This window comes from Bacillus sp. GW823-FHT06A10 (genome assembly GCF_058795375.1).
This window is the reverse complement of sequence record NZ_JBXAHT010000001.1, coordinates 758,409-779,777: the sequence shown is the minus strand read 5'-3', so window position 1 is coordinate 779,777 and position 21,369 is coordinate 758,409. Positions and strand designations below refer to the sequence as shown.

The 21,369-nt window shown below is 35.6% G+C and carries 23 protein-coding genes and 1 other RNA gene; 4 read left to right on the top strand and 20 right to left on the bottom strand.

The genetic code is table 11. From position 1 onward, the window contains the following. Positions 1-27 precede the first annotated feature (27 nt). The 9 genes from ypwA to AC1Q8M_RS04090 form a co-directional block, all read right to left on the bottom strand. Complete coding sequence (ypwA, locus tag AC1Q8M_RS04130) at positions 28-1,545, bottom strand: carboxypeptidase (protein WP_000215075.1); 1,518 nt, start codon at positions 1,543-1,545, stop codon at positions 28-30. 101 nt (positions 1,546-1,646) lie between these two features. After that, positions 1,647-3,584: an ATP-dependent DNA helicase gene (locus AC1Q8M_RS04125; RefSeq protein WP_098400462.1), complete on the bottom strand. Its 1,938-nt coding sequence runs from the start codon at positions 3,582-3,584 to the stop codon at positions 1,647-1,649. 139 nt (positions 3,585-3,723) lie between these two features. After that, entirely contained in the window at positions 3,724-3,906 is a 183-nt protein-coding gene (locus AC1Q8M_RS04120) for a DUF3921 family protein (protein WP_016513089.1), read from the bottom strand. 61 nt (positions 3,907-3,967) lie between these two features. Further along, positions 3,968-5,107, bottom strand: a complete 1,140-nt coding sequence (locus AC1Q8M_RS04115; RefSeq protein ID WP_000521224.1) for a THUMP domain-containing class I SAM-dependent RNA methyltransferase — start codon at positions 5,105-5,107, stop codon at positions 3,968-3,970. A 180-nt stretch (positions 5,108-5,287) separates the two neighbouring features. Continuing rightward, an RNA gene (rnpB, locus tag AC1Q8M_RS04110) (RNase P RNA component class B) lies at positions 5,288-5,678 on the bottom strand. A gap of 86 nt (positions 5,679-5,764) precedes the next feature. After that, positions 5,765-6,100, bottom strand: coding sequence for a cell division regulator GpsB (gene gpsB, locus AC1Q8M_RS04105; protein ID WP_098400461.1), 336 nt, complete (start codon positions 6,098-6,100; stop codon positions 5,765-5,767). Between the two features lie 97 nt (positions 6,101-6,197). After that, positions 6,198-6,752 (bottom strand): SLOG family protein, encoded by a 555-nt coding sequence (locus tag AC1Q8M_RS04100; RefSeq protein WP_000862916.1) that lies wholly within the window; start codon positions 6,750-6,752, stop codon positions 6,198-6,200. A gap of 56 nt (positions 6,753-6,808) precedes the next feature. Then, positions 6,809-7,246, bottom strand: a complete 438-nt coding sequence (locus AC1Q8M_RS04095; protein ID WP_097912253.1) for a CotD family spore coat protein — start codon at positions 7,244-7,246, stop codon at positions 6,809-6,811. A gap of 156 nt (positions 7,247-7,402) precedes the next feature. Beyond that, the gene (locus AC1Q8M_RS04090) at positions 7,403-7,960 is read right to left on the bottom strand and encodes a YppG family protein (protein WP_000487718.1); all 558 of its coding nucleotides are present in this window, start codon (positions 7,958-7,960) and stop codon (positions 7,403-7,405) included. A 177-nt stretch (positions 7,961-8,137) separates the two neighbouring features. Between AC1Q8M_RS04090 and AC1Q8M_RS04085 the strand changes: the two genes are divergently transcribed. Then, a complete protein-coding gene (locus tag AC1Q8M_RS04085) occupies positions 8,138-8,329 on the top strand; it encodes a YppF family protein (RefSeq protein ID WP_000242652.1) in 192 nt (63 codons plus the stop codon). Between the two features lie 26 nt (positions 8,330-8,355). Here AC1Q8M_RS04085 and AC1Q8M_RS04080 read toward each other — a convergent pair whose 3' ends face one another. Together AC1Q8M_RS04080 and AC1Q8M_RS04075 are read right to left on the bottom strand one after the other, a co-directional pair. Beyond that, on the bottom strand, positions 8,356-8,700 hold the full coding sequence (locus AC1Q8M_RS04080; RefSeq protein WP_000786937.1) for a YppE family protein: 345 nt from the start codon (positions 8,698-8,700) through the stop codon (positions 8,356-8,358). 15 nt (positions 8,701-8,715) lie between these two features. Then, positions 8,716-8,958: a hypothetical protein gene (locus tag AC1Q8M_RS04075; protein ID WP_001252034.1), complete on the bottom strand. Its 243-nt coding sequence runs from the start codon at positions 8,956-8,958 to the stop codon at positions 8,716-8,718. 85 nt (positions 8,959-9,043) lie between these two features. Here AC1Q8M_RS04075 and AC1Q8M_RS04070 point away from each other — a divergent pair, with 85 nt between their 5' ends. Further along, the gene (locus AC1Q8M_RS04070) at positions 9,044-9,223 is read left to right on the top strand and encodes a hypothetical protein (protein ID WP_001987054.1); all 180 of its coding nucleotides are present in this window, start codon (positions 9,044-9,046) and stop codon (positions 9,221-9,223) included. A 151-nt stretch (positions 9,224-9,374) separates the two neighbouring features. Here the strand turns inward: AC1Q8M_RS04070 and AC1Q8M_RS04065 are convergent, their stop codons facing one another. Beyond that, positions 9,375-10,400 carry a DUF2515 domain-containing protein gene (locus AC1Q8M_RS04065; protein ID WP_000495648.1) on the bottom strand — a complete coding sequence of 342 codons (1,026 nt, stop codon included), beginning with the start codon at positions 10,398-10,400 and terminating at the stop codon, positions 9,375-9,377. Between the two features lie 103 nt (positions 10,401-10,503). Between AC1Q8M_RS04065 and recU the strand changes: the two genes are divergently transcribed. Both recU and AC1Q8M_RS04055 read left to right on the top strand, forming a co-directional pair. After that, complete coding sequence (gene recU, locus AC1Q8M_RS04060) at positions 10,504-11,106, top strand: Holliday junction resolvase RecU (protein ID WP_000155599.1); 603 nt, start codon at positions 10,504-10,506, stop codon at positions 11,104-11,106. A 66-nt stretch (positions 11,107-11,172) separates the two neighbouring features. Further along, positions 11,173-13,866: a PBP1A family penicillin-binding protein gene (locus tag AC1Q8M_RS04055; protein WP_001283105.1), complete on the top strand. Its 2,694-nt coding sequence runs from the start codon at positions 11,173-11,175 to the stop codon at positions 13,864-13,866. A gap of 25 nt (positions 13,867-13,891) precedes the next feature. Here AC1Q8M_RS04055 and AC1Q8M_RS04050 read toward each other — a convergent pair whose 3' ends face one another. From AC1Q8M_RS04050 to panD, 8 genes are all read right to left on the bottom strand, one after another. Continuing rightward, entirely contained in the window at positions 13,892-14,410 is a 519-nt protein-coding gene (locus AC1Q8M_RS04050) for a YpoC family protein (protein WP_000442659.1), read from the bottom strand. A 3-nt stretch (positions 14,411-14,413) separates the two neighbouring features. Next, entirely contained in the window at positions 14,414-15,061 is a 648-nt protein-coding gene (gene nth, locus AC1Q8M_RS04045) for an endonuclease III (protein WP_098855597.1), read from the bottom strand. A 15-nt stretch (positions 15,062-15,076) separates the two neighbouring features. Then, entirely contained in the window at positions 15,077-15,784 is a 708-nt protein-coding gene (gene dnaD, locus AC1Q8M_RS04040; RefSeq protein ID WP_000728532.1) for a DNA replication protein DnaD, read from the bottom strand. 120 nt (positions 15,785-15,904) lie between these two features. Next, complete coding sequence (gene aspB, locus AC1Q8M_RS04035) at positions 15,905-17,092, bottom strand: aspartate transaminase AspB (protein ID WP_000761571.1); 1,188 nt, start codon at positions 17,090-17,092, stop codon at positions 15,905-15,907. 18 nt (positions 17,093-17,110) lie between these two features. Then, positions 17,111-17,614 (bottom strand): cell wall elongation regulator TseB-like domain-containing protein, encoded by a 504-nt coding sequence (locus AC1Q8M_RS04030; RefSeq protein WP_000758740.1) that lies wholly within the window; start codon positions 17,612-17,614, stop codon positions 17,111-17,113. 7 nt (positions 17,615-17,621) lie between these two features. After that, a complete protein-coding gene (locus AC1Q8M_RS04025; RefSeq protein WP_000412179.1) occupies positions 17,622-17,792 on the bottom strand; it encodes a YpmA family protein in 171 nt (56 codons plus the stop codon). 250 nt (positions 17,793-18,042) lie between these two features. Further along, positions 18,043-20,847, bottom strand: coding sequence for an ATP-dependent DNA helicase DinG (gene dinG, locus AC1Q8M_RS04020; RefSeq protein WP_098855598.1), 2,805 nt, complete (start codon positions 20,845-20,847; stop codon positions 18,043-18,045). Positions 20,848-20,978: 131 nt separating this feature from the next. Beyond that, positions 20,979-21,362, bottom strand: coding sequence for an aspartate 1-decarboxylase (panD, locus tag AC1Q8M_RS04015; protein WP_000490186.1), 384 nt, complete (start codon positions 21,360-21,362; stop codon positions 20,979-20,981). Positions 21,363-21,369: the final 7 nt, after the last annotated feature.

Genomic DNA, 21,369 nt, shown 5'->3' with positions numbered 1-21,369 from the left:
AAGAGCTGCAATTAAGCAGCTCTTTTTTTACAACTCATAAATCGCTCTATATTTCGCTTCTAAATAATCGGCTAAGTAGTTTGCATTTAAGCCTTCACCTGTTACATCTTCTAAAATTTCAAGCGGCTTTTTCGTTTTACCATATTGGTGAATATGTTCTGTTAACCATTCACGAATCGGTGTTACGTTTCCTTCTTCTAATAATGCATCAAAGTTCGGAATGTCTTTTAACATTCTTTGCTTAAATTGCGCTGCATACATGTAACCAAGCGCATAAGATGGGAAGTATCCAAATGAGCCACCAGCCCAGTGAACATCTTGCAATACACCTTGCGCATCATTTTCCGGACGAATTCCTAAATATGCTTCCATCTTATCATTCCAAGCTGCTGGTAAGTCCTTCACTTGTAATGTACCATCAAATAATTCTTTCTCTAATTCATAACGCACCATAACATGAAGCGGGTATGTAAGCTCATCTGCTTCTATACGAATGAGTGACGGCTTCGATTCGTTAATTGCATCATAAAACTCATCGACTGACATATCATCAAATTGACCATCGCTATACTCTTTTAATAAATCATAATTTTTCTTCCAGAATGATTTATTACGGCCGATAAAGTTCTCAAAGAATAATGATTGTGATTCGTGAATACCCATAGATGTACCACTGCAAAGTGGTGTACCTTCAAATTGTTCTGCAATGTTTTGTTCATATACTGCATGACCACATTCATGAATTGTTCCAAATACAGCCATACGGAAATCTTTTTCATCATAGCGTGTCGTAATACGAACATCCCCTCTATTTAATGTAATTTCGAAAGGATGTACTGTTTCATCAAGACGACCTGCTTCAAAGTCATAATTCAATTGCTTTAATAGTTCTAATGTAAAGTTCTTTTGTTTTTCTTTTGAAAACTGTTCCGATAAAGCACTTGTTTTTAATCCTTTTTTAGACTCAGAGATTTCTTTTACAAGCGGCACGATGCGCTCACGAAGTTGACCAAATACGTGATCTAAAACTTCTACTGTAATACCTGGCTCATACATGTCTAATAATGTATTGTATTTATATGTTTCATAACCCCAATATGTAATAAATTTCTTTTTAAATTCAACAATTTTTTCTAAGTATGGGCGGAACATTTCGAAATCAGATTTTTCGCGAGCTTCTTCCCACACACTCTCTGCTTTCGCTTCTAATTTCACATAAGCCTCATATTCAGCTTGTGGAATTTTTTTATTTCTATCATATTCTTTCCGACACTCTTCAACCATTTTCTTCGTCGTTTCAGAAAGTTTATCTTCACGTATTAAAGCTTCAAGTTCTGTTAAATAGTTTCCCATCTCATCTGAAGTCGACATAGCAAACACTTCTGACGAAAGCATACCAATTACTTCTGAACGCTGATCTACACCTTTTTTTGGTGCACCTGTTCTTAAATCCCAAAACATTAAACTTAATGCTTCTCCGTAATTCTGTATCTTCTTCACGTATGTTAAAAATTGTTTTTCTACCTCATATGTAGCAACTGTCATCGTATAAAAGCCTCCTTTTTCTACCTCAAACTTAATTCGACACGGAAACATAAATTCCTTTTATAATAGAAAAAAAGCTTGGCAAGCGCCAAGCTTTCTCCTTATAATTCTTTACCTTCTACTGGCAGTACATTTTTCACAGCTGCAACTACTTTCTCATCTTCTGAATCAGATAAGAAGATTGATATAGCACCTTTATCTTCACTTGTACGAATTAAACGCCCAATTCCTTGACGAAGTCGTAAAATCATATATGGTACATCTACATCCCAGAATGGATTATTTACGTGCTTACGTTTCGCTTCAAACACAGGATCGTTTGGAGGGAATGGTAATGACCAAATAATAACGTGTGATAATGATGAACCAGGAATATCTAAACCTTCCCATAAATGAACCGCACAAAGTACAGTCTCTTCTTCATTTTGGAAACGAGAAACGAGCTGGCTAATTTCCTGATCTCCTTCATATAAGAACGGAACCGACATTTGCTCCTTACTTACATACTCTTTGAACGCTGCAAGCTCTTGCGTTGTACGGAATAATACAAGGGTACGTCCATTTGTTTTTTGTATATTTTCAAGTGTATATTGACACTTTCTTTCCCATTCATTTTCTTTCGTATACGATAGTAAGTTTACTGCCATTTGCTCTTCGTAATCAAACGGTGAAGCAACTGAGAATGATAAGTAATCTTTTACCCCTAGGCTATTAGCTGTAAACGCGAATGAATCATTGTTCGATAATGTCGCAGAAGAGAAAATATACGGTATTTTCTTCGAGAACACTTTCTCTTGTAATACTTCTTCAACTGCACGCGGCATAATCACTAACGTAAAGGCACCATCACCTTCTTCACCCCAAGTAATTACATTTTTCTCGTGCATGAACAGACGAAGTGAATGTTCTAATACATCTAAATGCTCATCAACAATATTTAAATCATACGTATTTACTGTATGCATTTCACTTTCGAATACTAATGCATCTCCAACTTCACCGATTTTTGCATAAAGTCGTTTCGCTTCAGCTGTTACTTTTTCTGTCACAGTAATTTCTAAACGATCAGAACCGGCAATTTCTTTTTTGTTTTCTTGTAACACATCAAAGAATCGCTCTGTTTGCCAAATTGTTTCTTCTACTAAATGTGCAAACTCCTCTCGAATATCGTTTTGTAGCAATCTCGTTAAAAGTTGCTCCATCATCGTTTGCTTTAAACGGTATGTTAAAGCTTTTTGAGCTGCATATTCTACAAGATGTCCTTCATCGAATACAACGCAGCTACTTTCTGGTAATAATGGAATTTGCCCTTCACGCTTACGAGCATCGTACGTCCAAATATGATCCATATAGAAATCTTGAGAACAAATAATTAAATCTGCTGCTTTACGATAATGTTCACGAGAAAGAGTTTGTCCACAACGATGACGAGAATCACAAGTAAAACAATCTTGGAAGTAATCCCAATTTACTTTTGACCATTCTTCGTCATTTAAAAGTGGAAATTCTTTTCTGTCACCATAGTGAGTAAAGTTTTGCATCGTACCATGATCGAATACAAACTGTGGTAACTCGTAATATACGTCTTCAATTACTTCTGGAGCTCGTCCACTCATAACATCTTCAAGTTTACGTAAGCATAAATAATTATCCATTGATTTTGCAAGCCTTACATCAACAGATAGCCCTAATGCTTCAGATAACTTAGCGATGTCCCCTTCTTCTTTTACAAGCTGCTCAATTAACGTTTCATCTGCACAAGCAATAATAGCTGGTTTCCCAGTATAACGCGCGTAACAAATTGCATATAGAAGATATACAATTGTTTTCCCGGTTCCTACACCAGCTTCTGCGAACATAACTTTCTTTTCTTGGAAAGCGCGTTCTAACTGAAACGCCATAAAAATTTGTTCATCACGCTCTTCAAAGCCTTTTTCCGGAAGGATGTCGTAAAACACATCTCCAATCCACTCATTCAACTTATCATAAAAATTATCTTGTTTTCCTACTTCAAATGGTAATCTCTTCTCAGTAAACATCCTTAGCCTCCAACCAAAAAGTTTTTCTATAAAAAGATAATAGCAACTGCTACGCATATGTATGCATTTACTTTCCCCTGTTGCAATACATAGAAATTCACGAAAAAAAATTTTCCTTTCGAAAAAGGAAAATTTTCTTCTATATTAATGACTTTAAATACCGTTTATCAATCGCTGTTTCATGTGAAAGAGCTGACAAATATTCTTCTTGTGCTTTTTGTATTTCACCCACAATCGCACCTTGACTATCCACTTCTTTTCCGAGCTCATCATACGTACGGTGAATAGCTTTTTGAATCATTGATAATTGGAAATTATCCATATCACTTCCTCCTTTACGCATTACATAATAGCCAGTATATGCGCGCTGGAGGAGTTTTATACTATGAATTACGCGGTGGACGTTTTCCGAAGTATTGGTAGTAATCTGTACGGATAAATCCGTTAAACAGTTTACGCTTCTTCGACGCATCTTTTCCGTAACACTTCTCAAATGCTTCGTAGCTTGTTAATACATACGCTGACCATGTATCTAACGGGCGGAATACTTGTCCCATTTCTTTATACAGTTGTTCAACGAGTGCTTTTTCACTTAAACGTTCTCCGTATGGAGGATTCGTTACAACGTAGCCATAATCCTCTTTTGTTGTGAAATCTTTTACTTGCATTTGTTTAAATGTAATTAAATCGCCTAAGCCCACTTCTTCTGCGTTATCTTGAGCAACTCGAATCATACGATGATCAATATCTGATCCAATGATTTGTAATCGTTGATCATAGTTCGCTAAATCTTCAGCTTCTTGACGAGCTTCACGCCAGTTTTGTTTACCTACCCAGCCCCACTCGTCAGATGCGAAACCACGGTTAAATCCTGGTGCAATGTTTTGTCCAATTAATGCTGCTTCAATTGGAATTGTACCTGATCCACAGAATGGATCAACAAATGGACGATCTGGCTTCCAGTTTGTTAATTTAATTAAAGACGCAGCTAATGTTTCTTTTAACGGAGCTTCCCCTTGATCCATACGGTATCCACGTTTATGAAGTCCAACACCACTCGCATCAATTGTTAATGTTGCAATATCCTTGAGCATTGCAATCTCGATACGGAATAACGGACCATCTTCTTCAAACCAAGTTGTACGTTTATATGTTGTTTTTAATTTTTCAACGACAGCTTTTTTAACGATACGTTGGCAATCCGAAACACTGAATAATTCAGATTTTAAAGATTTACCGATAACAGGGAACTCGCCATTCTCTGGAATATAATCTCCCCAGTTTAATGCTTTCGTTTTTTCAAATAGCTCATCAAATGTTGTTGCTTTAAATTCGCCAACTTTAATTTTTACACGGTCCGCAGTGCGTAACCATAAATTCGTGCGACAAATCGCCTTTTCATCTGCTTCAAATGTTACTTTGCTGTTTTCTACTTGACATTCATAACCAAGATCGCGAACTTCTCGGGCAACTAACGCTTCAATACCCATTGCCGCTGTTGCAATTAAAGTAACTTTTCCCATTTGTATTCACCTCTTATGTATATTCAAACAATAATTAATAGCAATTGGTCCTATTAATCATTACATTTTACGAAAATTTTTCTCATTAACCATTTTAACTCATACTTTATAACTTCATACAAATAAAAAGCCCTCCTCTAACAAAGGAGAGCTGAGTTATTTCATAGTTGGTTCATAACGTTCTGTAAGCCATGTTCTGTTCCTTTGTACTACAAACGGCCCACGCCTCGTACTCCGGTGGCAATCATCTATCTACAGGTTATAAAACCTGTCCTTTCCCGTCGTTCATTTCCTTGGAAAAGATTCCCCTACCATTATTTGGGTTTCTCGCTCGTGGGGTTTACCTCGTTCCACTCCTATCATTTCTTCAAGGACTTCGTCACTGTGGCACTTTAAAGGTAGTCAAACCATATCCGAAAGGACTTAGGTTTTTTCCCTGCCGTTAAACCAGCCTTACAGCCAGAATACCCTAGCTTATGAATTGGCTAGGCACGAACACTACAGCCATCTCAGGCCGTGCGAGCATGGACTTTCCTCTACAACGTTGGCGTTGCAGCGATTACCCAAACGTTATGACATCCATTAGTATAGTGGAAACAAAAAGATTTTGCAACGTTTTTTTCTATGTAAAACGCTTAAACCTTTTCCCACCTTACATCATTCGTATAACTTACTTCCAAATACAGCTTTTTCTAAGTTAGATAAGCGTTTTAAAATATCCGTATTCGTGTTGTTATAAACCGGTTGTGCAGCTGGTGTTTGTACAGGTTGTTGTGGAACTTGCGTTACTGCTAGTTTTTGTTCCTCTAATTCACGCTTTAAACGAGCATTTTGTTGCTTTAATTGCTCAAACTCTTTGTGGAAAGCTTCATAGTCTTTAATGATCATATCAAGAAACTTGTCTACTTCTTCTTGCTGATAACCTCTCATACCTGTTTTAAATTCTTTTTCTAAAATATCTTTCGCTGTTAATTTAATTTTATCCGAAATCATTTTCTTCACCTCAAATTTTTACCAAAACTTTCATTAACTAAATTTTTTCAGAAACAATGCTTTTTGTCAATCATATATACGAGTACTATATTACATATTACTCTGCATTATTCCACTGTTCCTCTTCTATTATATCTTGTAAATCAGAAAAAAGAATGAAATAACTGTGATAATTTTCTATTTCCCCTTTTTTCTTTGCTGCTTCTACAATATATTTGGGACTTCCTGGTTTTTCTTCATCATATACCGCTAAAAGCGCATCACTTTTTTCAATAAAAAATTGATTTTTTAATTTAAATTGTTCTGGGCTTTCATACTTCCGTTTCGTGATACTATCAACATGGTCTGCTTGAGAAAGAATAAATTCATAATATTCACGATTATCTTCTTTCCAATTTTCTTCTTGTTCTAAAAACGGAGTAAATACCGCTAATTTTAAGTCTGGATATTCTACTTGAATTTCAAAAACAACTTCAGCAGCCCATAATTCTACACCTAACTGGCCGCTTATTATAACCCACTCTAAACCATCTTCTACAAAAGTGGTTAATTTGCGGTGTAATGCCTTTTTTATACACTCCACCCCTGGATGATCATTTTTAAATATTCCAAGTTCAAATGGCTTATATCCTGTTACTGCAATAACTTTCATATCAACACTCCAATTACAAAAAAAGAACTAGCATTTCGCTAGTTCTAACATATCATTTACTTTTTAAATATTCCACCAACGTTTGGTCCGATATTTGGACCTACTGGTGATACATTGTTTGGTAAAAACGGTGATACATTTGGTCCTGGTCCAAACGGTGATACATTCGGTCCTGGCCCAAATGGAGATATTTGATGACCGTGGTGATGATGACCGTGGTGATGATGACCATGGCCACACGGTCCACATCCACCGCCGAATCCTGGGTCGATTGGGTCCACAACATTTACATTTGAATTTGTTTGTGGGAAGAAGTTTTGGTTTTTAATTTGTTGATGATGTACATGTGTTGTATGTGTTGGGAAAATGTGTGGCACCACCGTTGTTGAAAAAGAGTGTGTTACGCATTGTTTCGTCGGATGAACGACAGGAGCAGTTGTACAAATAGGTCCTACAGGCTTATGCCCTCCAAAACAAGGATGACAATGATGCATAGTTTTTTTCTCTCCTCTCTCGTTAAAAAAATCTGATTACACTTTACAGTATGAGAAAAGAGAGAAAGCCGTTTGTTATATATACCCATTTATTACAAGGAAATTTGTCTAGTCCTTTATTTCATATACAATACTTTCAGAGACAACCCTTCAACATTACTTACCAAAGAAGCCTCCAACTTGCTTTACAATACCTGTCACCTGATTCATCGCATTCATCATCTGGCCAGCTGTGTTCATCATTTTATTTACATCATAGTTACCATCTGATGTTTTAAATTGAGAAACAAAACTAGAAAACTGACTTGGCTGTTGTTGCTTTTGTTTACTCTGCGTCGGATACGGTTGTTTTGGTGGATAAAACATCCCTTGTTGATTAGCATAGGGCGCTTGTGGTGGCATATAATATTGTGAATTCATATAAGGCTGCTGCTGTTGTTGATTCATGTATGGTTGCTGAGCTTGTGATTGTTGAGCTTGATTCACATAAGGTTGCTGCTGTTGTGGTTGTTGGGCCTGATTTACATAAGGTTGCTGCTGTTGTTGAGCTTGATTCATAAATGACACTTCAAACGGTTGATAATAATTTTGATTTCCATAATAAGGCTCGAAAGGATACATATTATACCGTAAATATGTATCCGTATTATATTGGTACATATTTTGCTGTGCATATGGATACGTTTGCTGATATACGTTAGATTGTTGAAACATGCATTCTCTCCTCCTTTACATAAGTTTCTACATATATAATATGTACCTATAAAATAATATGTGTGATGGAGTATCTGTCTATTTTTGTCGGAAGTTTAAATTTTTAAAAAATTAAAAAAGAAAACCCTTCCATGCTATGATAATTAAGAAGAAGATTCTCATGGGGGAGGAATCAACATGGTATTAGGGGATTTAAAACAAGCGTTTTCTCAAAAAAAGGGGTATTGCACAGAGAATGCAAATGAATTATTAGACTTTGCGAGACATTGGTATCTCGAAGGAAAAATATGCATATCAGATTATCGAACATTAATAAAAGAATTAGAAATAAACGGCGCAACAAAACCTACAACAATGACAGAAGCATAAAAATAACAAGAGGGTTCTCCCTCTTGTTATTTACATTGCTCAACTATATTTTGCAAAGTATACGAAACGGCTTGGTGTGTTTCAAAGAATCGTTTACCTTTACCTTTATTTACAAAGCATTGTAACACATTCGTTTGTAAATTATCGTATACTTGATCAATTTGCTGTACATGTATATACTTTGGCTTTTCTTCTTTAATCCACGTATAAGCTAATTCTTTCCACTTCTCTAATTCCTCATCTACCATATCTACAAACGGTTTCATATCCTTATAAAAATCGTATTCAATCAGTTCTCTTTTTTTTACATTCGCTTCATTATTATACTGCATGAGTTTTTCTGAAGACTGTATTAATGCTTCATTCTTCATTTCTTTCCCACCTTATTATGCACTCACTACGACGTTTTGAAATGTCTTTACCCAATTCCCTTTTTCTTCGTGATGCACTAATTTATTTTCCATATGTTCAATATGCATTTCTGTTATTTCTATCTTATTGCATATTTTTTCACTCGCATCCTTTAATGCATGATTCATTCTAATCGCTATATTCATTTCCAGCAAATCGAGAGAACTTAACATTTGATCCATTTTTTTCATTACATCTTCCTTCTGAACCATCGCCATATACAAAACGCCTCCTTCTTTGCTTTTCCTTTGTCATGTAATTTCGCCGAATGATTCACCACTCCTGCCCACATGACAAAACTAGTTGTTATTCGTCAAAGAAATCATTTCGTATGTCATTTATAGAAATGGTAACAATACAAAAAGGAGGTGTATTACAATGGCAAAGAACAAAAATGAAAAAAAGAAAAACCAAAACAAACAACAAAATAAACCTGAGACTGGCAATCCAAAGCTAGATGGTCCAAACTTCCCTGCTACATAAAGCGAGACTTTATTACGAACAGGTAGATTTCAAATCATCCTTAATCTCCTACTAGCATTACGTTTTGAAATTAAAGTCGTAGCACGCATAGCAGGATTGTTTCAAATTAAGAAGTCCCGTCTTCAAAATGGAAGACGGGACTTCTTTTTTATTATATCATGAACTCATCCATCCTTTTAGCAAAACGATTTACGATAGATAGCCTATAGATTTGTTCTCTCTTTCTTCTATACCATTCTGTTATATTAACTTCCTCTTTAGGTTCTTCAAGTACAAATAGCACATTCATTTTCATATTTGCACAAAACCAATCTCTCATTTTTATTTCTTCATGTAAAATAACAGGATAAATATCTCTAAGTGTTGGCGTATAAGACTTTCGAGTTTCCTGTGCGTAAACTTCATAATCTTCTCTAGACCCAGTATGTGTAGTTTGCAATGCAAACTTATAAAACGAACCATTATAAATTGGATGAAACAATAACCATGCTAATTTTTTTCCTAGTTCTATACGCTGTTGTAACGTTTCAAATTGATAAACCGAAAATCCATACATCCTCCCTTCAATTGTTGGGAAGATAACTGCACTAATATGAAATCTTTCTTGTACTTTAAAAAGTGCAGTATGGAATACATGTTTTTTAAAATATGTGTTCTCAATGACTGGTTTTTGAATTTTATTTTGTTCATTTATAATAAGCGCTGTCATAAGCCTATTCATATCTCTTCTTTCCCAGAAAAGTAACCATTCTTTTTCCATAAAAATTGATACGCTGAAATATTGCAACAAATGAAAGAGAGGTGCCCGTCTCTTCTTACTTTCCTCATACAATAATAGCTGAGGAAATGCATCTAAGAAAATAATCCAATTAGCTTGTTCGTACAGAAGAAATAAATGTTTTTTTACCGTTTCAGGTAATACAGTGGCATAATATCTCCCTTCTAAATCAGTCATATTCCATCCCGCATTTCTCGAAACCATACTCGCTAAAAAGGCCCACCTGATTTCACTATTTCTTAAATAATATTCTTGATAAGATTGTGTCCGAGAAATATTGTCCACATTAGCTATTTCTGTTTTCTTTTTAATATTGCGAATGATCGCTTTTTCTTTCTCTGTACAAAATTTTTTTTCTCGATTTTGTTTAATTTTCATATAATCATTCCATGTAAACATAAATAAGTCATCATACCTTTCATCAAAAAGGTCACATCTTTTTTCATTTTTTGATATAATCACCTTTGTAAGTAATTCTTAGCAAGTTGGGAGTGGACACACTATGACCATTCGTTACCCAAATGGAAAAAGGTATAATCAAGCTTCACAACCTCAAAAAACACCTATAAAAACACATACTTATAGTAATAGAGGTATGTCCCTTGAAGAGGAATTGAATGAAACAAATCAATATTACTTAACCCATAATATTGCATGTGTACATAAAAAGCCTACACCTCTTCAAATTGTAAAAGTAGATTACCCCGCTCGAAGTGCTGCAGTGGTAAAAGAAGCGTATTTTAAACAACCTTCTACGACAGATTACAACGGTGTATACAAAGGGAAATACATCGATTTTGAAGCAAAGGAAACAAAAAATAAAACTAGTTTCCCACTTCAAAACTTCCACCTTCATCAAATAGAACATATGAAGCAAGTGGTTGCTCATAATGGAATTGCATTTGTCATTATTAAATTTACACTTTTTGATGAATTTTATTTATTAGATGCAAAACATATTATTGCATTTTGGAATCGTCAAAATACAGGTGGACGCAAGTCGATTACGAAAGAAGAAATAGAAGAGCATGGATCCTTATTATCATGCGGTTATCACCCTCGGATTGACTATATCCGTGTACTAGACACGGTTTATTTTTCGTGATAGAGTCATCACTAAGGCTCTTTTTTCGACTTTTGGGGGAGAGAATGAAAGGTAGGAGAAAGTATAATGTCAGATAATTATCGTTCTCGTACAGAACGAAATCATGTAAAAAATCAAGAGAAAAAAACAAATAAAGAAGAAAAACCAAAGAAAAAAGGCTCCTTTTTCAAGAAATTCCTTATAGGTTGTCTACTTCTTGGTATCGTTGGTCTTGTAGCCGGCGTTTCCGCTTTCTTTGTTATGGTAAAGGACGCTCCAAAATTAGATAAATCCAAACTTGTTAATCCTTTATCAACAAAGTTTCTTGATAAAAATGGAAATTTCTTCTATGAATACGGTGCTGAAAAACGAACGCATGTTACTTATGATCAAATTCCAAAAGTAGTTGAAAATGCATTCCTTGCAACTGAGGATTCGCGTTTCTATGATCATAATGGAATTGACTTTAAACGAACTACAAAAGCAGTTATGGAAAATGTCACTGGTGGTTTCGGTTCCCAAGGTGGTAGTACGATTACACAGCAAGTCGTTAAGAACTATTTTCTAACGATGGATAAAACCGCTAAGAGAAAAGTACAAGAATGGTACTTATCTTATAAATTAGAGCAACAATACTCTAAACATGAGATTTTAGAAATGTACTTAAATAAGATTAATTTAGGTAACCGTTCATATGGTATTGCGACAGCAGCGCAAAAATATTATGGTAAAGATTTGAAAGACTTGCAATTACATGAAGCTGCTATGCTCGCTGGTTTACCCCAAGGTCCAAACATTTATGATCCAACAAAAAAGGAAAATGTTGAACGAGCAACAAATCGTCGTAATGTCGTATTGTCATTAATGAATCGACATGGTTATATAACAAAAGAAGAAATGAATAACGCAGTTAAGATCCCAGTAACAGAGGGCCTTCAACCGTCTTCAGAAATAACTGAGATGAAGTATCAAGCATTTTTAGATGCAGTTGTAAAAGAAGTTGAAAAAGAATATCCTGATGTAAATATCGGTTCAGATGGTTTAACGATTCATACAACACTTGATCAAGATGCTCAAGATTATGCTGAAAAAATTATGGATGGCAATCTTATTAAGTATCCAAACGATCAATTCCAAGGATCATTCGTATTTATGGATACACAATCTGGAGAAGTTCGAGCAATTGGTGCTGGACGTAAAGAAAATAAGTCCACTTTCAAAGGTCATAATATGGCAACTGATTTAAAACGCCAAGTTGGTTCAACAATGAAACCAATTTTCGACTACGGTCCAGCGATTGAGAATCTTCAGTGGTCTACTTATCATCAATTAAATGACTCTGAATATACTTATTCTGATGGCACAAAGATTAAAAATGCTACAGGGAGTTTTAAAGGTGACGTTTCACTTCGTGAAGCATTGAAGAAGTCATTAAACATCCCGGCTTTAAAGACAGCTCAAACAGTTGGACTTAATAAATCAAAAGAGTTTGCTGAAGGTTTAGGCATGACATTTGAAAATGGAGTACATGAATCTACTGCAATTGGTAGTAACGATAGTTCTCCATTAGCAGTAGCAGGTGCATATGCAACCTTTGGTAATAGTGGTAACTATAATAAACCACACTTCGTAAAAGAAGTAACCTTCCCGGACGGGAAAAAGAAAAGCTTTAAACCGAAAGAACAACGCGCTATGCAAGACTATACAGCTTACATGGTAACTGACGTTCTTCGTGACGTAGTAAAACCTGGTTCTGGTGGTACAGGACCAACAGCATATGTTTCAGGTGTTGACGTAGCGGGTAAAACTGGAACGCAAAACTTTGATGCAAAAGATTTAAAGAAATACGGCATTCCAGCTGATGCAAACAGGGATAGCTGGTTCGCTGGATATACACCACAATATACGATGGCTGTATGGACGGGTTACGTAAAGAACGGTCCAGAAAACTACATTAGTGATCGTTATACTAAAATTGCACAGCAAATGTTCCAAGTAATGATGAGCAAATTCGCTACAGATAAATCACGCTTTGAACGTCCTTCTTCTGTTCAAGAAATAAACGGAGAGTTATACGTAAAAGGTGCGAAAAAAGATGCAATTAAAGAAATTAAAGTAGATGCCCCTAGTGGTCTGAATGTCACTTTCGATGGCGCTAGCACAGTTACACTAAACTGGTCTGGACCAGCAGAAGTTGATGCATATGCAGCCAGCTATAAAGCAACTGACGGTTCAAGTGGTAGCCTATCAATAAGTGGTACGACAGCTACTCTTGGTGGTATTAAACCAGGTGTTACTTACAGCTTCTCTGTAGTAGCGAAAAAAGGCACTGGTACAAGCCCAGCAGTTGGTGCATCCTTCACTGCGCCTGGCGGAACTCCAGATGCGAAAAAAGCTGAAGAAGAGGCTAAGAAAAAGGCCGATGAAGAAGCTAAGAAAAAAGCTGATGAGGAAGCCCAGAAAAAGACTAATGAAGATAAAGCAAAACAAGACGAAGCTAAGAAAAAAGCTGATGAAGAGGCTAAGAAACAACAAGAACAGCAACAAGAACAACAACGTAAACAGCAAGAAGAAGCTCAAAAGAAAGCTGATGAGGAAGCTAGAAGAAAAGCTGAAGAAGAAGCTAAGAAAAAAGCTGAAGAAGAAGCTAAGAAGAAAGCTGAAGAAGAGGCCAAGAAAAAAGCTGAAGAAGAAGCTAAGAAACAACAAGAACAGCAACATCAAAATACCGGAGGAGATACACCTCACGCAGACGGTACTGTTATTACAACAGAGTCCTAATAAACAAAAAAGAAGTCCGTTTCTCTTAACGAGAAGCGGACTTCTTTTTTGTTATCATTTTTTTTACATACAGCTTTTCTATTTCGATATACAACTGCGCTAATTGAATATAAGAATGATAATTACTCGGTTTCTTTATTATGAATAAATATCTTTCCATAAAATTAACAGGTTGCACTTTTAATTTATTCGTATTTATTTGCATTTCATTCAAACTATGAACAGGTTGCTCATTTAGCCAATAGACAACCGATAACAAGTGAGCTGCAAAAAGAATCATTGGCCCCTCAGCCTCTTGCTTATTTCTATTTCGAAACAGTATAGCAATGTCTTCATGCTTATTTTTCCATACATTCAACATCGCTGGAATACTGTTTTCAATTTCCTTCCATGGCTCATACTGTCTTTCAATATCAAATATAAAGTAAGTATTTTGTATTATTTCTTCAAAAGACTCGTCTGTATGATACTCAATTGAATTTACGCTTTCTTTAAAAAATGGTAAGCAGTGAAATTCTTTCGGTATTTCTATAACTCGCTCCATCCTTTATTTCACCTTCATTCGCTTCTTTCCTTCACGACATACTTCTAACAGTCTGCACTCCTCACATTGCGGTCGTTGTGCTTTACAATGATAACGTCCAAAGAAAATCATACGATGATGCGTAACCCCCCACTCATCCATCGGCACTTTCCTCATTAACGTTTTTTCTACTTCTAACACAGAATCTTTCCATCTACAAATCGCTAATCGTTTACTCACTCGCTCCACATGTGTATCAACAGCAATTGCAGGAATCCCAAACGCTACGGAAACTACAACATTCGCTGTTTTCCTTCCTACACCGGGTAATTTCGTAAGTTCATCTCGATCGCTCGGTACTTCCCCATTATAGTCATCTAATAACATTCGGCATAATTTTTGAATGTTTTTTGCTTTATTTCTATACAATCCGATAGAGCGTATATCTTGTTGTAATTCTTCTAGAGAAACACTTAAATAATCTTCTGGTGTTTTATATTTTTGAAATAAATTTCTTGTCACTTTATTTACAAGTACATCTGTACATTGTGCAGATAACGCCACCGCGATTACAAGTTCAAATGGATTATCATGAACCAATTCACAATGCGCTTCTGGATACATATCCGCCATTGTATCTAAACAATAACGGATTTGCGTTTTGTTAAGCATATTTCTCCTCCTATATCACTGCTCCAACCAATTATAAAAAGGCACTTTTCCAGTAAATTTCGTCTCTTGTTTTGTCATTTGTTGTGCTCTTTGTTGATTCGCTCTAAATTTTTGACCTTGATTTTGAGCCTGATCTACCGTTTTAATTCCATTCTTTTTCCACTCAAATAAAATACGATCAATATATCGGAAATTTAGTTTTCCACTCATTACAGCTTCTCTAAGAGCCGCTTGAATTAAATTTGGATGATGTTGATCTTGGTCCTCCCACATTCCTAACGTTTCACATTCGAACGGCGAAAGTGGTCTTCCAAATTCTTTTTCAAATACTGTATATAAATTTACTTGCAGCTGTTTTTTCTCTTTTTGCTCTTCCTCTATTGATTCATCCATTAAGAAATGTAATATTTTTTCCCATAACGGTTGTAAAGAATAACTTTCGCACATCATCGCTTCTGATCTTTGTCCACCTTCTAGTGATAAAAAACCTTTTTGAATCAACGCTTGAATTACTTCCATACATTTCATTTCCGTTATCGTCATCCGTTCAGAAATCTCTGAAGGAGTCGGAAACGAATTACCTGATTCTAAAAATGTATGTACATGAAGTACAACCATAAATTCCGTCTCATTTAAACCTAATTTTTTATAATGCATCATAAGCAATTTTGGAATTGCAATGCTTCCCTGCTCAAACCAATGTAACATCATTTTCTTTTTCATCACCAAACACCTCGCTCTCTAGTATAACACACCTTTAGCTATTTCTTTTTGCCACAATTCGTCAAAAAAACCTCCCCATCAATAGGGAGGTTTTTTATATTACATGAATGAAATATAAAATTAAGCTTGCACTTTACTTTTCATAAATGTATGGATGCGTTCTAATGCTTTCTCTACTTGTTCAAGAGATGTCGCATATGATAAACGAACATTATTTGGAGCACCAAATCCTGTACCTGGTACAAGAGCCACTTTTTCCTCTTCTAATAGAGCCTTTGCCCAATCATCAACTGTTGCATATCCTGATAAAGCTACAGCTTCTTTTACGTTAGGGAATAAGTAAAATGCACCTTGCGGTTTAATACAAGTAAAGCCAGGGATTTGAATTAATTTATCATAAATGATGTTTAATCTCTCTTCAAAGGCTTGACGCATTGTTTCCACAGGTTCTTGTGAGCCTGCATATGCCGCAATTGCGCCGTATTGAGCGATTGAAGTAGGGTTTGACGTACTATGACTCGCTAAGTTCGTCATCGCTTTAATAAGCTGCTTATTTCCTGCTGCATATCCAATACGCCATCCTGTCATAGAATGAGATTTAGATACACCATTAATAATAAGTGTTTGTTCTTTTAATGCATTAGAAAGCTGGGCAATTGAAGTATATTCTACGCCACCATAAATTAATTTTTCATAAATTTCATCAGAAACGATTAAAATATCATGTTCTAAACATACTTCTCCAAGCTGTTGTAATTCTTCTTTGCTATAAATCATTCCTGTTGGATTGCTCGGTGAATTAATAATAACTGCTTTCGTTTTCTCTGTAATTGCCTCACGCAGCTGCTTTGCTGTAATTTTGTACTCATTGTCTTCTAAACCTTCTACATAAACCGGCTTACCGCCAGCAAGCTTTACTTGCTCTGGATAGCTTACCCAGTAAGGAGTTGGAATGATAACTTCATCTCCCTCATCAAGTAATACTTGGAATAATGTATATAATGCATGCTTTGCGCCATTACATACAATAATTTCAGATGGATCATACGCAATACCTTGATCGCGAGTAAATTTCTTCACAATTTCTTGTTTTAACGATTGTAATCCACCTGTTGGTGTATACTTCGTATGCCCTTCTAACATCGCTTTATGTGCAGCATCCATAATATGCTCTGGTGTATTAAAGTCAGGTTCCCCTGCCCCTAATCCAATTACATCATGACCCTCTGCTTTTAATGCTTGTGCCTTTGCTGTAATTTCTAAAGTTGAAGACGGTGTTAAAGCAGCTACTCGCTTTGCTAATTTCATTTGTAGTTCCCCCTACATCTATTTTTCAATGCTATATCGTCTTAAAAATTTTCCATCTTTAAATTCAAGATAGTAATAACTATAACGATTGTCATCATCAATATATGTAACTTCCCATAGTGGTACATCATTTTCAAAGCCTAATTTCACTTTCATAATCTCTTTCGGCTTACTTTTTGATTCCTTACTTTCATTGCCGACTTGTTCTAATGTTCTTTGTATAGCCTCTTTTTCAGAAATACCTTCGCTCTTTTTCCTTACTACAGTATCCCCTTTTTTCTCCGGCACCCAAACGATAAGTTGTTCTCCCTTTTCATCTGTACCTTGCACGACTATATATGCAGATTTTCCGTTGTAATAATCAACAGATTTCACCTTTGTAAGCTTTGCTTTTTCTTTAGCAATTTCTACAAATTTCGACTCTTTTGGAATTTTCTTCCCCATTGCTTTATTATAAACATACGCCCCATATATTCCGCTAGCAACGATAACAATAATGATTGCAAAGATCCACTTTTTCATTGTATCACTACGTTCTGTAAATCGTAAATACAGCTGTTTCTTTATCTTTTTCGTCTAATGCTAGTCCGAACATGAGGTCCTGCTCTTTTAACGTACGATTCAAACTATCAACAATTTTATACAAATCAGACGAATATTTAATACGCGTCGTTGATAGTACTTCGATTTTCTTCTCCATGAAAAAACTCCTCCGTTACACAAAAATTTCTAATTATAGAAGAACGCAATGCGGTTACAATAAGAATACATTCTTTACAACCCCTGCTTCATCACCCATCTATTATAGCAGGACATGTACAGCAAAAAAAGGTTTCAAGTCGAAAACCAACACATTTTGTATACAAGAAGTAAGAAAAATAAAATTCCTCCTACCCACATTTTTTACGCCTGAAGTTTATAAATACTTCAGGCGTATTTTTCTTCCATTTTTATTCATTTGATGGTTCTTCTAATTGTACTAATAATTCTTCTAATGGTCCTTCATAAAGAGGGACGTTAGGGATCGATTGTAGAAATCGTTTTCCATAGGAAGAACTCGTCAAACGACGATCTAACACTACTACCGTTCCTGTATCTGTATTCGTTCGAATTAAGCGACCGAATCCTTGTTTGAAACGTAATATTGCTTGTGGCAGCGCTAATTTAGCGAATACATCCTCACCTTGATTTTTTAGCCACTCACCTTTCGCTTCCATCATCGGCTGATGAGGCGGCGTAAATGGTAGACGGACAATAACAAGACAACTTAAGGCATCTCCTGGAATATCTATCCCTTCCCAGAAACTGCTCGTCCCTAATAAAATTGATTTGTCGAACTCTTGAAACTTTCGAATTAAACGGCTTCGACTTCTATTATTCACACTTTGTGTGAGTAATAAATAACCCTCTAATTCATCATTATTTTTTAAATTCGCATACGCTTCTTTTAACATTTCATACGAAGTGAATAAAACAAGCATTCTGCCCTTTGTGGCTTTCGCTATCTTTGCAATATGTTCCGATACAGATTCAATATATCGCTCATTACTTACTTGCTTAATAAAAGGTACATCCGTTGAAACCATTAATTTCATTTGTTCATCATAACGAAATGGCGACGGAACCTTTAAAGTATTTGGAGCGAAATCATGTAAACCAAGTTCCTCTTTTATATAATCAAACGTATCGTTAACTGTTAGTGTTGCGGATGTAAAAATAACACTCTTTTTTTCTGTTAAAAATTCATCAGCAAATCTTTCACCAATATGAACAGGCTGTGCATATAGAACTGTTGAATGAATCGTCCCTTTCGTTTCAGTCTCCATCCAAGTTACATACGAATTCTTTTCTAATACGAGTAACTGTAATGATTCTGCCATCTTTCTCAGCAACTCAATTAAATGCATAAATTCACCTGTTACAACATGCATCTCCCATTCTAACTTACTTTGCAATATATCCACTTGCTTCTCAAGAGCAGTTACTACCCTTCTTAATTCATATATAAAACGATTTGTTAATTCAACGATACTATCCCACAACTTACCTTTTTCTAGTTCTGCGTTATACCTATAGATGAGCGGCATATTATTCGTTCCTTGTTCTTGCTTTGTTTGTTTAAATATAAAAGTACGTAACATTTGGAAGAGTTCATCCGCATCAAACTTAAGTTCCTTCAAACTATAACTTATCATACGGAAAGTTGAACGAGATGCTTGCTCTGATTTTTTCATCATTTTATATACTTTGGAGAGTACATCTTCTGTTTCTAGCGTCCCAAGACGAGATATAACCAATTGAAAATACATACAAGAGAACTGTTCACCCAATGTTCTACTCGCAGCTTCTTCAATATGGTGAGCTTCATCAAAAATAATATGTTCGCATGAAGCAAACAGCGGTTCTTCACTTGAAAAATCTTGAAATAATAACGCATGATTTGTGATAACGATATCTGCAAATAAAGCTTTATTCTTCGCTCGCTGGTAAAAACAACGACTAAACCAATTACTTTGCATACCGCCTGGACTATACGCATCACTACAAATACGATTCCAAAGTAACTTTCCGCCCTCAGGAATATTTAATTCGTCTTGATCACCCGTTTCAGTTTGCAATAGCCAAACTAAAATCTTCGCCTTCGTAAGTGCCATATCATAATTTTTTTCTTCCTCTTGTAAAGCATACTCAAATTTGTGTAAGCAAAGATAATGCTTTCTTCCTTTAAGAAGAGCTACCTCAAATGAAAATGGCATTATTTTTTGTAATAACGGTATTTCTTTTTCTAATATTTGTTGTTGGAGTTGTACCGTTTGTGTACTTATAATGACAGGTTCTTCTTTTCTCTTTGCAAAATAAAGACTGGGAAGCAAATATGCAAGAGTCTTTCCTGTTCCTGTACCGGCTTCAATTAGTGAAAAACGAGAGTCTCTTAACGCCGTATATATCTCTTTCATCATCAGTTGTTGACTTTCTCTTCTTTCAAACTTTGGCATATGTGATTCCAATTTATCCATCGTTTTATTCAAGAAAGCATCAAACTTTGATGAACACGTTTCTCCAAGGTTTAAGGAATAGTTCCGCTTTTTCAGCGCAATATTTCGATGTATTTCATACTCCGCTATATCTTCTTTACCATTCATTACTTTCTTTAAAATATTTTCAGAAAGCACATCAACTATATCACTTTGGAACACATCGCTTAATTCATAAAGCGATTGCAACGTGACAAGTGGTAACTTTTCAATTTCATTTAAAAATTGTAAAAATAATTCCGCTGTTGCAAGAGCATCACTATCCGCACGATGTGGTTGATCATGTTCTAGTTCATGCTTCTTAGCTAAATCACGTAATTTATAACTATCAGCTGTCGGCAAAAGAATTTGAGCCAATTCAACCGTGTCGATTTTAGGACAATGTATTTCTGTATATCCAGCCTGTCTTAATTCTTCATTTAAAAAATTCCAATCAAAGTGAACATTATGCGCAACGAAAGCCGCACCTTGTAATAGCTCAACAATCATCGGGGCTACATCTTGAAATAACGGGGCTTGTTTTACAAGACTTTCATCAATCCCTGTTAATTCTGTAATAAATGGTGGGATCTCTCTCTTTGGGTTAACAAAAGACGAAAAAATCTCCAATATCTCTCCATCTTCTACTACAACAGCTGCAATTTGGGTAATTTTATCCTTCCCATCTTTCCAGGAGTTCCCTGTCGTCTCTAAATCAACAACGACATAACGCTTACTCATATATGTAACACCTCAATTTCTTACCTTTCAAACAACAATAATTTATATAATGTTACTATACCACGTTTTATCTCATCTTAATGAAAAGATGCACAAAAAAGCTATCTCCGCAATGGAGATAGCCTTTCTACTTATAATATCGTACCCGCTTTTTCAGCACCTAACATTTCAATAATTTGATTATTATCGTCTAGTACTGCAATTTTTGGTTCTTGTTTATGAACCTCTTCTTCCGTAACTAGCCCATAACAAATAATAATTACTTTGTCCCCTGGTTGTACAAGCCTTGCCGCAGCACCGTTTAAACAAACAACACCACTACCGCGTTCCCCTTTAATAACGTATGTCTCTAAACGAGCACCATTATTATTATTTACAATTTGGACTTTTTCGTTTTCTACAATATTTACTGCATCCATTAAATCTTCATCAATTGTAATACTACCTACATAATTTAAATTTGCCTCCGTTACAGTTGCACGATGTAACTTTGCTCTCATCATTGTGCGAAACATAGGTGCT